Consider the following 14,408-nt stretch of genomic DNA (forward strand, 5'->3'; position numbering starts at 1 on the left):
AAGTTGAGATGAAGATATGAGTAGTAGTTGGATAGTATATGCCATTGGTTTTTTAGCCCAGCTTTTATTTTCTGCAAGATTAATAATGCAGTGGATAAAATCAGAGAAAAACAAAAAAATTGAAACACCAACGCTATTTTGGAAGCTGAGCCTGCAGGGTGCTGTTTTACTTTTTATCTACGGGTATCTTCGAGACGATATGGCTATTATGCTAGGACAATTCCTGGTGTATGGCGGTTATTTTAGAAACCTTCAGTTACAGGGTAAATGGGGAGAATCTGGCATAATGTTCAAGGTTTATGTCATTGTTTTGCCAATTCTAATCGCATTATATATAGGCTTATTTGGGCAGTTAGACTGGGAAGATCTTATTAAAGGCGACAATATTTCTATATGGCTTATTGCTCTTGGAATTGTGGGGCAACTTATTTATACTGCGCGTTTTATTTATCAATGGATTCATGCCGAAAGAAACCAGGAGTCAGATTTACCGCTTAAATTCTGGATTATAAGCCTCGTGGGATCAATTCTTATTTTTACTTACGGCATTTTTCGGGATGACCCGGTTTTAATTGCCGCCCACTTTTTTGGGGGAATTGTTTATATTAGGAATTTATTTATAATACGGAAGTCTGGTGAGTAATTTCGGTTTAAAAATTTCTATTAGGAAGATTCCTATAACAAGAATATATTCAACCGCAATTAACCAGTAATTTTCCTGGAATCCGTTAATGGTATAAGCCGAATAACTTAGCATTACCAAAAACGACCATACCAGTGCAAACCTGAATTTGGTAAAAACCGAAAGCAAAAGTGGGGTGGCAATATACCAGGGATGTACGGTTGTTGAAAGAAAAAAGTAAACCGAGACTCCCAGCAGCATAGTGCCAATTAGCTTTTGGGTTGAATTATTTCTTCTGAAAAAGGCCAGTCCTGCTAGAATTAAAATTACAATTAGAGGTAGGATTTTCCCGGCTGTGCCAATAATATTGTAGCCTTTTAGCTGAAATCCAATCCATCTAATTATATAATAAATACTTGCGTTAAACTCGAATTTCTGAAACCATAGCGCAATACTTGCTGAAAAATTGGAGATAAATTCCGAAGAAATAAAAGGTAGAAAACTAGCTATTACTGTTAGTCCAACGATGAAATAATAGCCCAGCAGCTTCTTGAAATTTAGACCCGGAATATCTGAATTTTCGGTCTTTCTGCTTTTTACAAAATAATTCCATAAAAGCGGCAAAAACAATAAAGGAAGCAATTTTACCGAAACTGATATTCCAAGTAAAATTGCGCTCCAAACCCATTTTTTCTGATGTAATAAATAAATAGACCAGAGTAAGAAAAACAGCATTACACCTTCAAAATGAAGATTTCCGGTGAGCTCTATGATGATAAACGGATTTAAAATAAACCAGAAGATCTGGTGGGTGGGTAGCTTTAATTTTAGCAATAATTTTCTTCCAAAATATAGCGCCCCCAGGTCGGCTAAAATGATAAAACATCTCATTACAACCACAGAACCCAAAATACTCTTTCCTCCTAAAATTGCTGAAATTGCAAAAAGCAACTGGTTTACAGGTGGGTAGCTGGTGAAGTTGCCGGCGCTCAAACTGCCCATTCCCTGTATTAATTTTTGCTGTGTGAATTCGAGAGAAGTTGTGAGCTCTTTCAAATCATTAGGCACCGATAAATATGGATTTATTTCGTTCATAATCAATTGTCCATCCCAGATAAAGCGATAAAAATCTTGCGAAAGATTTGGGGTGGCTGCAATAAAAACGAGTCGGAATAAAACTGCAACTCCTACCAGGAACCAAAAATTATTCTTTTCTAACTGAATAAGCTTAAAACTGATAAAAAATATGCCTGTATAAAGACTGATTAATTTTATAAAATCAGCGCGGTTTAGATCGTAGGCGAAAGACCAATAAAAAGCAATTCCCGTTAAAATTAGGAGAATGGAAAACTTATGATTTTTAAGGAAATCCAGCACGGCATATTTTTATTAAAAATTAGTCGTCATTGCGAGGGACGAAGCAATCTATACTTGTGTAATAATGAAGAGATTACTTCACTTCGTTCGTAATGACGCAAGGACGGCTTGTGATTCATCCTACTATATTCTTACCGATCTAAAAACCACAAACCCAAAGCCTATAAACAACATCAGGTGAAAAATGGCGAGGCTAAAGTCGTTCAGCATAAAGGCGCTATAGAGTCCGAAACCAAAATACAGCCATAAAGCAAATTCAACCCCAATGCTTAATGAAAATTTCTGCTGAATATAAATATTCTTTTTCCAGGAATCGTTGAGGGAACTTACGTTGAATTTTGGAGTTCTAATAAAAGCCGATTTTTTCCCAAAATGTCCTTCCAAGACGGCCAGGGAATTGTGAACCGAAAATCCCATCGCTACCGAAAAGAAAGTAAAAAACATTCCTATAAACTTCAAAAAGCTTTTAAAACTCTTACCATGAATCTTCGTATAAACCGCGTAATAACATAGAAAGAAAATAAGCGTGCTTATTAGGAAGAAAGCCACCAAATTAAAATACCAGCCAAACTGCGGATTGTTGTTTTTGATAAATAATACCGGAATACTCAACACGGCTAACACCAGGATGATTAAAAACATACTGGAATTTAAAAGATGAAAAAATGCGTGAAACTTAGTGCCAAACGGAACCGATTTGTCTTTCAATAACTTCTTGAAATTCTTTTTAAAATTCTCTGCAGCGCCTTTATTCCATCGAAATTGTTGCGAACGCGCCGCGCTTATTGCCACTGGCAATTCGGCGGGAGTTTCTACATTTTCCAGGTATTTAAACTTCCAGTTATTAAGTTGCGCGCGATAGCTTAGATCAAGGTCTTCGGTTAAAGTGTCCCCGCTCCAGTTTCCTGCGTCCAAAATACATTCTTTCCTCCATATTCCTGCAGTCCCGTTAAAGTTGATAAAATGCCGTCCAAAATTACGGCCGGTTTGTTCCAGGATAAAATGAAAATCTAATGCAAAAGCCTGGATTCTGGTAAGTAAAGAATAGTCGCGATTAATATGGCCCCATCGCGTTTGCACCACTCCAATTTCAGGATCTTTAAAATAGGGCACTGTCTGCAACAACCAGTCTTTTTTAGGTAAAAAATCGGAATCGAAAATCGCGATAAACTCTCCTTTAGCGATTTTTAAACCTTCTTTTAAAGCACCGGCTTTAAAACCGCTTCGGTCTTTTCGGGTAATATGTTGGATGTCGAGTCCGGTTGTTTGAAGTTGGTCTACAAGGGTTTTAATTTTCTCAACCGATTCATCGGTAGAATCATCTAAAACCTGGATTTCTAATTTTTTACGTGGATAATCAATTTCCGCAATATTTTTCAGCAGGCGTTCCACGACATAAAGTTCGTTGTAAAGTGGAAGTTGAATAGTGACGAAAGGTGTTTCAGAAGGATCTTCCAGGTTGAATTTTTCCGAAGCATCTACCTGTTTTTTGGCTTTTAGATAATTCAATAATAAATGCAACTGCGAGATACTGTAGAAGAAAATAAGCAGCAGGGCAAGGGTATATATGATGATAATGGCTAAATCCATTACTTAAAACTGTATTTAAAGATCCAACCCAGGATTTTTACTCCTGCAAAGATAGCACCTTTCACGGTTCCCGAAACTTTTGAAGTGCCAATCCTGTTTTTGTAATGTACGGGAACTTCGGTGTAAGAAAATCCTTTTTTTAAGGCTTTTAATTGCATTTCTACCGTCCAGCCGTAAGTTTTGTCCTGCATTTCGAGTTCCAGCAACTTATCGTATTTAATTGCCCTGAAGGGACCCAGGTCTGTAAACCTGGCGTTAAAAAATAGTTTCATTAGTGAAGTGGCCAGCCAGTTTCCAAATATCTGCGGAAAAGTCATTGAGCCTTTTTCACGTAATCTTTTAACTCTGGAACCAATAACCAGGTCTTTATTTTCTTCAATAATTGGAGAGATGATTTTAGTTAATTCGGCCGGGAAATCGCTGTAATCGCCGTCAAGAAAAACAATAATATCGGGTTTAGTCCTGAGCTTGTCGAAGGGCTGTTTTGAAATATAATCCATTCCCTTTAGACAGGCGTAGCCGTAACCTTTGCGGTTTTCCTGTAGCACTGTGGCGCCGGCGTTTTTAGCATTTTTTTCTGTGGCATCGGTAGAATTGTTGCTTACCACAATTACTTCCTGAACAATTTCAGGAATTTCTGCAATGACTTTAGCTATGGATTCCTCTTCGTTATAAGCCGGAATAATAACCTTAATCCCTCCAGAGGGTTTTATATCCTGAAATTTTTTATCATTGGCAGAATATTTTTCTGATTCATTGGTCGGAGTTTTCCTCTCAGATTCCTGATTTTTTTGCGGCATTTACTTCGATTTCTGGTTTACCAAATCCATTAGATCTACATCATTTCCCAGTAGCACTTCTTCAGAATTTATCCTTCCGTCCATATCGTCATTTTCAAGTTTTAAAACGCCACGCGGGCAAACTGCAGAACAGATTCCACAGCCAACGCAACTTGAACGCACTATATTTTCACCTTTTTGAGCATAAGCGCGAACATCAATTCCCATTTCGCAATAGGTAGAGCAATTTCCACAGGAAATACACTGGCCGCCGTTGGTAGTGATTCTAAATCTAGAAAAAAGCCGTTGCTGCATGCCTAAGATCGCTGCCATTGGGCAACCGTACCGGCACCAAACGCGACTTCCAAATATCGGATAAAAGCCTACGCCGATTACACCAGAAAATGCAGCGCCAATTAAGAAGCCATACCATTCCCGAAGCTGGTAACCGCCGAAGAAAAAGATATTCCCATTTCCGCTGAAATAATTGAGGCTTATTATTGACAAGATCACCACTAAATAACCAACAGCGCCATATTTAGCATCCTTCGCTAATTCCTTGCGTTTAAAAATCATAATTACCGCGAAAAACAAAGTAAGAAAACCGGCAGTGCTCCAAAGGAAAACGTCTTTGGTAAGCCAGAAATCGTTGGCGCTGTCACCTAAGAAGGAATATAAAACCGCGATGGTCATTACCGTTACAAAAACAAGAACGCTATGAATCACCCAGCGTTCTATCTTCCAGGCATATTGAGATTTGTTAGAAAGCTGGCGGTAAGGATCACCGGCTGTTTCCGCGAGGCCACCACAGCCACAAACCCAGCTGCAATACCAACGTTTTCCATATTTATAAGTTAAAATTGGGGTGATTACAAAAATGGAAATCAAACCAAAAGCGAGCATAATTACTCCAACATTGCCTGCCGAAAGGAATTCGTTGATCTTATAATCGGTGAACAAATCGTAGTTAAGCGGCCAAATATTAGCTGGATTATAGTAAGGTTGGTTTAGCCGGATTAAAATTTCGGGAAGTAGAAATGCAAAACCCAACTGAAAGAACATCACCGAAAATGTACGAATTACCTCATATCGGTTATTGCGATATTTGAGAATAAATTTATAGCCGAAAATAAGAATAGCCAACGTATAAAGCGTGCCATAAACAAACCATTGACTGGCAGGATTTCCGCTAATGAATTGGCTTAAAGGATCGAATAAAGCAATAATACCGGTGTTGGCGCCATCGGCATTTAATCCTAAATATTGTGGATACCAATACAAAACCACATAAAAAAGGGTAAGGCTAATGCCCAGGATCCAGGCCCAAAACCCGCGCCCGCTTAGTGATTTAAACCAAACGCCATCATTTTTTATGCCTTCGTGTTTTCCTAAATAGAGATCGTTTGCAAAAATTATGGTCCCAACTGCGATAAGCCCCAGGGATAAACTTAGGAATAAAGTTTTATTGGGAAAATTCACGTTTGCAACTGCAAGCACTAAGATAAAAAGGCCGACTAGACCTATGCCGCTGGCTAGTCTTTGCGTGGTAGAAAGTTTTGCCGGTGCTTCTGTCGTAAGAGACATGTTATGTTCTATTTTGCTCATGCTTTCTGTAGATTCTCTTTAAAACTTTTAAAAATGTCTTTCTCGTAACGAGTGTAAAATTCGGGATCAAAATTGGCTTGTTTTAGATTGGCCAAAACGTGATCTATTTTTCTGTTTTCGTTAAGCCATTGATCAAAAACTGAATGGCGCATTCTGATTCCGAAGGTGTTTATTCCAAGGAATTTATTTGAATTCGCATCAAAGGCGATCGTAATAGCTTTGGTATTATCTTTATGCTGCCAGTGAAAATGCATTTCGTTATCGCCCGGTTTTGCCGAAACATTGCCGTAAGTTTGGTATTCAATATCGAAGAATTTAGCCGAATTAAACCAGTTTCCCGGTTTGTATTTCATCGCATTACCGGTTAAGGTTTGTGCAAGAGTTTCGCCCATCATACGGCCGGCATACCAAACTGCTTCAATAGATTTACGATGAGGTAAAGGTTGCTTTATTTGGACGCAATCACCAATAGCGTAAACATCTTTGATGTTGGTTTGTAAATATTCATCAACGAGAATTCCTCTATCTGTTTCTAATGGAGAGTTTTTAAGAAAATCTATATTTGGTCTAACTCCGGTGCAAAGGCCCAATAACTGGCATTCGATTTCTTCTCCGGATTTTGTGATTATAGATTTAACTCTTCCATTTTCATTCGCAACAATCTTATCCAGTTCTATTTTCTCTCTAAGATCTACGCCGTGGGATTTGATATGTTTAGAGATCATTTTAGCATCCTGGATGGGCAAGACATTATGCCAAAAAGCTTCTTCCCGAATTAAGAAAGTGAGTTCAATATTCCTGGTTTTGAGCATTTCGGCGAGTTCTACGCCTATAAGTCCGCCGCCAATAATTACTGCTTTCTTACAGTTTTTGGTGTTTTCTTCCAGTAGTTCCAGATCCTGTTTAGAAACCAGGCCCTGCACACCCTCTAAATCCTGACCTTCCCAACCAAATTTATTATAAACCGAACCCGTTGCCAAAACCAACTTATCGTAGTTCATTGTTTCTTCTGTAGAAAAATGCAATGTTTTTTCTTCAAAATCTATGGTATCAACCCAGGCTTTTTTTAATTCAATTCTATTTTTCTCCCAAAACCAGTCTTCATAAGGTTTTAGGTGATTCCATTTCATATGGCCCATATACACATACATAATGGCTGTACGGGAAAAGAAATATTCGCTTTCCGCAGAAATTACAGTAATTTTTGCATCGGAATTTTTCCTAATATGCCTCGCACAGGTAATTCCCGCAATTCCATTTCCTATAATAACAATGTGTTCCATATGTGCTCGATAATCGAGATTTAAAAGCTCCAGGGCTTGCTTCGAAATTAAAGTTTTATTTTCTAAATATCCTTTTGAATTTGTTCGGCGCTAGTTTACTTAAACAGATTTTACTACTTCCTTAAAAAGCTTAATCATATTAGGTTCTGCTTTTTCAGCCATTGAGATAATTTCGTCAATATTTACCGGTTTCAGGTTATCGGGATCACCTTCATCCGTAATTACAGAAATAGCTGAAACCGGTAGCTTTAAATGATTGGCCACAATAATTTCGGGCACGGTACTCATTCCCACAGCATCTGCTCCCAAAACCTGCAACATTCTATATTCGGCACGAGTTTCCAATTGCGGACCTAAAAGTGCCGCGTAGACTCCTTTGTGCAGTGTGATTCTTTCTTTTTTAGCGATAGTTTCAAATGCTTTATTCATTTCAGCATCGTAAGGCGCGCTCATATCAACAAAGCGTTCGCCCATTTGTGAAACTCCTTTAAAGGCTAAAGGGGAATCTCCCAGCAAATTAATATGATCGTCAATTAGCATAAGTTCGCCTTTTTTAAATTTTAAATTTACCGAGCCGGAAGCATTAGAAACCAGGAGTTTTTTAATACCCAGCTGGTGCATAATGCGTACAGGAAAAGTGACATCTTGCATCGTGTAGCCTTCATACATATGGAAACGTCCCTGCATGACCATTACTTTTTTTCCTTCCAGTTCTCCAAAAATTAATTTTCCTTTATGGAATTCTACCGTTGCAGTTGGGAAATGCGGAATATGATTGTAACTAACCTCAATTTCTATTTTTATCTCGTCTAAGAGCTGACCTAAGCCGGTACCGAGTATAATTCCAACTTCCGGGTTTTCGAATCCTTTTTCCTTCAGGTATTTAGTAGTTTCCTGTATTTCTTTAATCATTTTTTAATTTTTAAAAAATTGCTGAAAATCTCTATGATCTTTAATATCTGAATAATAATCTACATCGTTCCTGGCGTCAAGCAAACCAATATTTTTTCCTTTTAAGTCTTTTAAAGTATCCTCCAAAACCGATGAGGTTCCCCATTCTTTATTCTGAAAAACTTCTGGAAACAATTGATTCATTCCCAATAAATAATAGCCGCCATCTGTAGCCGGGCCAATTACCGCATCTTTTTCCTGAAGTAATTGAAAAGCTTTCTCCAAATCTTCCTGTTGTAAATCGTAAAGATCGCTGCCAATAATTATAATATTTTGGTAGCCATTTTTAAAACCTTCTTCAAAGGCGTTCTTCATTCTTTCTCCAAGGCCTTCTCCCTGCTGAAGTTTTTTAGCATAAATTTCAGGGTCCCAAATATCGTTTTGGGCAATTCCTTCAGAATAATATACTTCTTTGCCAACAGCAAGATTTCTAGTAACCGAAACAGTATGTTCCAACAAGAAATTATAAATTTTAAAAGCAGTTATATCGCCAACATCTTTGGCAAGCCTGGTTTTTACTTTCCCCGGTTCTGGATTCCTGGTAAAGATAATTAATAAAGCTTCGGTAGGTTTAAGGCTCAAAGTTTAAAATTTAAGAAGAGAAAATTATGCAACTGTTCCCTGGCAGCTACTGCCTGCGCCTGCAGTACAGCCGTAACAATGTTGTGAAATTCTTATTTCCCGGTTATTGAGCAAATCTTCGTTATAATCGCTAATATGCTGCACTTTGCTATCTACTTTTAATTCTAACATCTGATTAAAATCGCAGTCGTATAACCAGCCATCCCAACTCACCGAAATGGTATTGGTGCACATCACACTCTCAACCGCGGCGGGATTGTAAGCCTCTACAAGCGCATACATATAATCTTCATAGTTCTCTGAAGCGATTAAAAATTCCAGAAACCTGCTTATGGGTAGGTTAGTAATCGCGAAAAGATTATCAAAATCTATATTGAAATCTTCTTTAAGTGCGGTTTTAAAATCCTGTTCCAGTGCTTGCTGGTTGGTAGGTAGAAAGGCACCGGCGGGATTATAAACCAGATCCAGTTTTAAATCTGTTCCTGGCTGTGCGTAGCCCACAGCGTTAAGCATTTGTAGGGCTTTGATAGATTTATCAAAAACACCGTTTCCACGCTGTTTATCTGTTTTCTCTTTTTTATAAAAGGGAAGTGAGGAAACTACGTGAACATTATATTTTTTGAAGAATTCTGGTAAGTCGTGGTATTTTTTGTTTGCCAGAATTATAGTAAGATTAGACCGAACAATAAAATCTTTGATCCCTGCTTTAGAAGCTTCTTCTACAAACCATCTAAAATTGGGGTTCATTTCCGGTGCGCCGCCGGTAAGATCTAAGGTATGGGCTTTAGTGGTTTTAATAACCTCCAGGCACTGCTGCATGGTTTGTTTGGTCATAATTTCCTTGCGATCGGGACCAGCGTCTACGTGACAATGCGAACACACCTGGTTGCACATATAGCCTAAATTAAGCTGAAGAATTTCCAGTTTTTTAGGTTTTAATGGGTGATTACCGGTTTTGGCAATTTTATCTTTAAAAAAGGGAAGTTCTCCTTCTTTAAAAATTCCGTTGCTTAAAAAGGCAAGTTGGTTCTCTGGTTTTGAAAGATCGTTTTTTCTAGCCGATAAGGATTTGAGTAAAGCCATGTAAAAATTACATTTTATGCTAATTTGAAGAAAATGATTTTTGTATTTAAATATTTCAGTATAAAACTTACATACTCAATTTATCATATTTGTTCATCATTTGTACACCGTGTACAAGGGTAGCTCCACTTTCAATAGCGGCACCGGCGTGTACGGCTTCCATCATTTCTTCTTTGGTGATTCCTCTTTGCAAGCCGTCTTTAGTATAGGCATCAATGCAATATGGGCATTTTACCACGTGCGAAACAGCAAGGGCTATAAGCGATTTTTCTCTGGCAGAAAGTGCTCCTTCTTCAAAAACTTTTCCGTAGTAATCAAAAAATTTATTTCCTAATTCTTCACTCCATTCGGTTATTTCGCCGAATTTTCTTAAATCATCTGGATTATAGTAAGTCTTAGACATTTTGTAACAAGTTTAATTTATACAATTTTTGTCTAAAATATCCATTAAAACTTACTTACCCAATGAATGTTTGTTTTAAAAGGGGAAGTTTTGAAATTTGAGAATTTAAAAGGTAGTTGGCAGCTACTTCTTTCTTAGTGTTTTAATTATTTTTTTCACAAAAAATGTGGAAACAATAATTATTGCCAAAGCTTCAAGGCCCAAAAGAAGAAAAATAATATCCATAGTATTCGATATATTTGGTACCTAACCAGGGTAGGAGAGGGCGCGATTAATAATATGTAAATATCTGATTGTTAATTTGTTTTGCTTGCCGTTTTTAAGATAAAAGTTACGGTTTATGACGTGAAATCGGGCACAATTGCGTATTTTGAGCTTGCAATTAAGCAAAGTGTTTAACGCAAAAGCTCTAAATATTAACTTAAAACCGATTTGTTAATGGCTTTTACTGCTATTTGCGAAGGATATTCTAACTTTACAGAAATTCAACGAGTGTTAAAACACTTCGTTTGTATTTAAAATAAAACTAATATTAAGTTTTAAAATTCGAAATAAAGGGGCTTCCCCACGTTTAGTTTATGAGGATAAATGTAAAAACTTTACCAGTAGATGAAATTATTCAGGATATTTCTAAAAACCTTAATGCACCAATTCAAAATGGAAGTGGAGAATACACCATAGAATTGCCAAAAGAAGTGGGCGAAGGCTATATTAGGGGAATTAGTTTTGACTCTGGAATGGGCTTCATTTCATACAACTGCAAGTTTTATGAAGATGTGGAAATTCATTTTGCCTTAAACACGGTGCATCCCTTAAAGTTTATTTTTTGCTCAGCGGGATCAATTGGTCATTCTTTCCAGGATGCTGAGAAAGTAAATGAAATAAAAGCTTATCAAAATATCATTGTATCCAGTAGCGGGTATAATGGGCACGTACTGTATTTTAAAGCCAACGAGGCAACTCACATTTCCAGCCTTGAAATTATTAGATCGGTTTTTGCCCATAGGCGTAACTACGATTTTAAAGATCTTGAACCCACACTAAAAGGATTATTTCAGGATGCGGTGGCCGAAAAGCAGTTTTTCTACCAGGGCAACTATAGTATAAAAGCTGCCGATATTATGAATGAGATTAATACTAAGGAATTCACCGGTTTCTTACGTTCTCTTTATTTGGAAGGTAAAACATTTCAAATGCTCGTTATTCAAATTGCCCAGTATGAAGATGACGAAGATGGCGATAAGCTTCCGCAGATACTAAGACAGTCTGACATTGAAAAGGTAGATTATGTGGTAAAACGCATTCAGGGTGATTTAGGAAGTAATTTAACAGTAGAAGCCCTGGCAAAAGAAGCGGGAACAAACGTAAATAAACTGCAGGAAGGTTTTAAATATGTTTACGATCTTACGGTAAATAAATATATGCAGCATAAAAAGCTGGAAGCCGCCAAAGAAATGCTAATGACCTCAGAAAAGAATATTTCTGAAATTGTAACCGCGATTGGTTTAAATAACAGGAGTTATTTCTCTAAGATCTTTAAAGAAAAGTATGGAGTAAATCCTAAATACTTTTTGAAAACGAGAAAGAAGGAAGTTGATTAAAAAAAGTTTTCCCCTTGATCAGTCACAAGTTTTTTTTATGCAAAAACTTCTGGAATCTCGTTCACTTTAAAACCCCAGATGCTGGGTAAAAAGAAATACACTAAAATACTTATTAAAAGAATAGAAAACAGGTTCATCCATAATCCTGTTTTTATCATATCTGGAATATTTAAATAGCCGGAGCCAAAGACTACCGCGTTTGGTGGAGTTGCTACCGGCAACATAAAAGCGCAGGATGCGGCCAGTGTTGCGCTTATTAATAATAAGTAAGGGTGAAGTCCAATTGCCAAAGCCATAGGCGCTAAAATTGGAAGTAGCATTGCCGTAGTAGCCAGGTTAGAGGTTACTTCAGTTAGAAAATTAACGGCAGCGACAAGAATTAATATTAATAGAAATAACGGCAGGTTTTGTAGATAGGTGAGTTGTTCGCCTATCCAAATGGCTAATCCTGTTTCGCTAAAACCTTTTGCCAATGCCATTCCGCCGCCAAAAAGTAAAATAATTCCCCACGGGATTTTCACCGCTTCTTCCCAGTTTAATAAAGGTTTTGTTTCTTTTCCGGAGGGAACAATAAAGAGTGCGATTGCCGCAATAATAGCTATTATAGTATCATCTATAAAGGGTAAAAAAGGCTGAATTAAAAATGATCTTGTGATCCAAAAAAAAGCGGTGCAACCGAAGATAACCAGCACCCTTTTTTCCTGCTTGCTTATTTTTCCTAAAGACTTCAGTAGTTTATTAATTTCGGCTCTTCCACCCGGGAATTCAGCTTTATCAAATTTAAAAGCAAAACTGGTTAAGTATTTCCAGCAGATAAACAACAGAAAAACCGAGATAGGAATTCCTAACATTGCCCATTTTAAAAAACTGATCTCTATTCCGTATAACTCTTCAACTATTCCCGCAAAAACCAGGTTTGGTGGTGTTCCTATCAGCGTTCCAATTCCACCAATAGAAGCGCTATAGGCAATTGCGAGCATTAATGCTTTACCAAAGACCAAAGGTTCATTTTCGTTGCTAAAAGGATTGTTTTTTAACTGACTTATTATCGCGGTGCCAATTGGAAGCATCATAACTGAAGTTGCGGTATTGGAGATCCACATAGAAAGAAATGCTGTGGCTATCATAAAGCCAAGGATTATAAATTTTATTTTGCTGCCAATAAGATTGATGATGTTCAGCGCGATTCTTCGGTGTAAATCCCATTTTTCTATAGCTACCGCGAGAACAAATCCGCCCAGGTATAAAAACACGTATTTATGACCAAAAGCAGCGGTGGTGGCTTCAATATCTAAAGCGCCGGTTAAGGGGAACATGACAATGGGTAATAAAGCGGTAACCGAAATTGGGATTACCTCGGTAACCCACCAGAGCGCCATCCAAATGGTAATACAAAGAATATCAAAAGCTGCCGGCGGCATAGATTGCGGTGCTCCGATGATTTGAAGGATAAAAAATAATAATGGCCCCGCTATTAAAATTAGCGCTCTTATAAATTTATTCATTAGATAAGGTTCTCAAGGATCTACCAAGATATTAAATTTAATAAAGCTGGATAATTCTTTAAATATGCGACAACTTTATTTTTAGTTGAACTACTATTTATTTAGTTAAAATTTTTATTAGGAAAAATATATTCTTATTATTGAATAATTATTCACCATATCAATCTAATCCTTAATATATCATCACTAATGCAGACTTTCCTTTTGATTATTTTCAGTCTTATTTTTTCTTCCGCTTTTGCACAAAACAAAGAGATTGAAGATCAATTTAAATACAAAGCTACGTACAACCTTACCTGGCAAATAGATTCAACAGATGCTAAGTCTATCCAGAATGAAGCTATGGTATTGTTTATTGGTGATAAGATTTCGCGATTTTCCAGCGAAGGCCAATACATAGCAGATTCTATAAAAGAGGCTTATAAAGATCGCGAACGAACCCAACAAAGTTTTAATGAAATGAGGTCCAAAATGCCAATGTCGGCATTAAACTTTTATATTTTTAAGAGGCAGAACTCAGCAGAGGTTTCTTTTACTGAGAAAATAGTCAAGGACAATTACCGGTATAAACAGGAAATTGCTGATTTGAATTGGGAAATATTGCCCGAGACTAAAGATGTAGCCGGTTTTGGGGCACAAAAGGCAAAAACAAGTTTTTCAGGAAGGAATTATACCGCGTGGTTTACTACTGCGATACCTGTTTCAGAAGGGCCATATAAATTTCGTGGCTTACCGGGCCTGATCCTGGAAATTTCAGATAATAAAGGTTATTATACCTTTAAACTTACCGGTTTCAAAGAATTGAACGATGAAATTTCGATGGAGTTTAATCCAGAAAATTATCTGGAGGTTAGTAGAGAAAGATTTTTACAAATAAAAGAAGAGTATGCTGAAAATCCCTTTGTAATAATGGAAAGTTCCGGGATTACAATGGGTTTTCAACCCGGTCAAAAGGAGAAATTATTAAAGGAACATCGCGAGGAATTTAAGAAGAAAAATAACCCCATAGAACTGAAATAATTTAAAC

At 37.2% G+C, this 14,408-nt stretch carries 13 protein-coding genes; 3 read left to right on the forward strand and 10 right to left on the reverse strand.

The genetic code is table 11. From position 1 onward, the window contains the following. Positions 1–16 precede the first annotated feature (16 nt). On the forward strand, positions 17–643 hold the full coding sequence (locus AO058_RS06025; protein ID WP_075325712.1) for a lipid-A-disaccharide synthase N-terminal domain-containing protein: 627 nt from the start codon (positions 17–19) through the stop codon (positions 641–643). Here the strand turns inward: AO058_RS06025 and AO058_RS06030 are convergent. The 9 genes from AO058_RS06030 to AO058_RS06070 form a co-directional block, all read right to left on the reverse strand. After that, positions 614–1,999, reverse strand: coding sequence for a glycosyltransferase 87 family protein (locus AO058_RS06030; protein WP_075325713.1), 1,386 nt, complete (start codon positions 1,997–1,999; stop codon positions 614–616). The genes AO058_RS06025 and AO058_RS06030 overlap by 30 nt on opposite strands. A gap of 123 nt (positions 2,000–2,122) precedes the next feature. Next, positions 2,123–3,589: a cellulose synthase family protein gene (locus tag AO058_RS06035; RefSeq protein ID WP_075325714.1), complete on the reverse strand. Its 1,467-nt coding sequence runs from the start codon at positions 3,587–3,589 to the stop codon at positions 2,123–2,125. Next, on the reverse strand, positions 3,589–4,389 hold the full coding sequence (locus AO058_RS06040; protein WP_083634136.1) for a glycosyltransferase family 2 protein: 801 nt from the start codon (positions 4,387–4,389) through the stop codon (positions 3,589–3,591). Before AO058_RS06040 ends, AO058_RS06035 begins: the two co-directional genes overlap by 1 nt. After that, positions 4,390–5,973: a 4Fe-4S binding protein gene (locus tag AO058_RS06045; RefSeq protein WP_075325715.1), complete on the reverse strand. Its 1,584-nt coding sequence runs from the start codon at positions 5,971–5,973 to the stop codon at positions 4,390–4,392. Continuing rightward, a complete protein-coding gene (locus AO058_RS06050) occupies positions 5,970–7,256 on the reverse strand; it encodes an NAD(P)/FAD-dependent oxidoreductase (RefSeq protein ID WP_075325716.1) in 1,287 nt (428 codons plus the stop codon). Before AO058_RS06050 ends, AO058_RS06045 begins: the two co-directional genes overlap by 4 nt. Before the next feature lie 99 nt (positions 7,257–7,355). Further along, a complete protein-coding gene (locus tag AO058_RS06055) occupies positions 7,356–8,168 on the reverse strand; it encodes a purine-nucleoside phosphorylase (protein WP_075325717.1) in 813 nt (270 codons plus the stop codon). A gap of 3 nt (positions 8,169–8,171) precedes the next feature. Then, on the reverse strand, positions 8,172–8,789 hold the full coding sequence (locus AO058_RS06060) for a TIGR04282 family arsenosugar biosynthesis glycosyltransferase (RefSeq protein WP_075325718.1): 618 nt from the start codon (positions 8,787–8,789) through the stop codon (positions 8,172–8,174). 24 nt (positions 8,790–8,813) lie between these two features. Then, a complete protein-coding gene (gene arsS / locus AO058_RS06065; protein ID WP_075325719.1) occupies positions 8,814–9,872 on the reverse strand; it encodes an arsenosugar biosynthesis radical SAM (seleno)protein ArsS in 1,059 nt (352 codons plus the stop codon). A 67-nt stretch (positions 9,873–9,939) separates the two neighbouring features. After that, a complete protein-coding gene (locus AO058_RS06070) occupies positions 9,940–10,275 on the reverse strand; it encodes an arsenosugar biosynthesis-associated peroxidase-like protein (protein WP_075325720.1) in 336 nt (111 codons plus the stop codon). Positions 10,276–10,853: 578 nt separating this feature from the next. Here AO058_RS06070 and AO058_RS06075 point away from each other — a divergent pair. Next, positions 10,854–11,876 (forward strand): helix-turn-helix domain-containing protein, encoded by a 1,023-nt coding sequence (locus AO058_RS06075; protein ID WP_075325721.1) that lies wholly within the window; start codon positions 10,854–10,856, stop codon positions 11,874–11,876. A 35-nt stretch (positions 11,877–11,911) separates the two neighbouring features. Here AO058_RS06075 and AO058_RS06080 read toward each other — a convergent pair whose 3' ends face one another. Next, entirely contained in the window at positions 11,912–13,381 is a 1,470-nt protein-coding gene (locus AO058_RS06080) for an SLC13 family permease (protein WP_075325722.1), read from the reverse strand. A 189-nt stretch (positions 13,382–13,570) separates the two neighbouring features. On the opposite strand from AO058_RS06080, the gene AO058_RS06085 reads away from it, so the two are divergent. Beyond that, positions 13,571–14,401 (forward strand): GLPGLI family protein, encoded by an 831-nt coding sequence (locus AO058_RS06085; RefSeq protein WP_075325723.1) that lies wholly within the window; start codon positions 13,571–13,573, stop codon positions 14,399–14,401. The last annotated feature ends 7 nt before the right edge of the window (positions 14,402–14,408 follow it).

The organism is Salegentibacter sp. T436 (genome assembly GCF_001932675.1).
GTDB classification, from domain to species: Bacteria; Bacteroidota; Bacteroidia; order Flavobacteriales; family Flavobacteriaceae; genus Salegentibacter; species Salegentibacter agarivorans.

Coding starts and splice junctions, on each gene's coding strand:
- AO058_RS06025 (WP_075325712.1), top strand. CDS start 17: ATGAGTAGTAGTTGGATAGTATATGCCATTGGTTTTTTAGCCCAGCTT.
- AO058_RS06035 (WP_075325714.1), bottom strand. CDS start 3,589: ATGGATTTAGCCATTATCATCATATATACCCTTGCCCTGCTGCTTATT.
- AO058_RS06040 (WP_083634136.1), bottom strand. CDS start 4,389: ATGCCGCAAAAAAATCAGGAATCTGAGAGGAAAACTCCGACCAATGAA.
- AO058_RS06045 (WP_075325715.1), bottom strand. CDS start 5,973: ATGAGCAAAATAGAACATAACATGTCTCTTACGACAGAAGCACCGGCA.
- AO058_RS06050 (WP_075325716.1), bottom strand. CDS start 7,256: ATGGAACACATTGTTATTATAGGAAATGGAATTGCGGGAATTACCTGT.
- AO058_RS06055 (WP_075325717.1), bottom strand. CDS start 8,168: ATGATTAAAGAAATACAGGAAACTACTAAATACCTGAAGGAAAAAGGA.
- arsS (WP_075325719.1), bottom strand. CDS start 9,872: ATGGCTTTACTCAAATCCTTATCGGCTAGAAAAAACGATCTTTCAAAA.
- AO058_RS06070 (WP_075325720.1), bottom strand. CDS start 10,275: ATGTCTAAGACTTACTATAATCCAGATGATTTAAGAAAATTCGGCGAA.
- AO058_RS06075 (WP_075325721.1), top strand. CDS start 10,854: ATGAGGATAAATGTAAAAACTTTACCAGTAGATGAAATTATTCAGGAT.
- AO058_RS06080 (WP_075325722.1), bottom strand. CDS start 13,381: ATGAATAAATTTATAAGAGCGCTAATTTTAATAGCGGGGCCATTATTA.
- AO058_RS06085 (WP_075325723.1), top strand. CDS start 13,571: ATGCAGACTTTCCTTTTGATTATTTTCAGTCTTATTTTTTCTTCCGCT.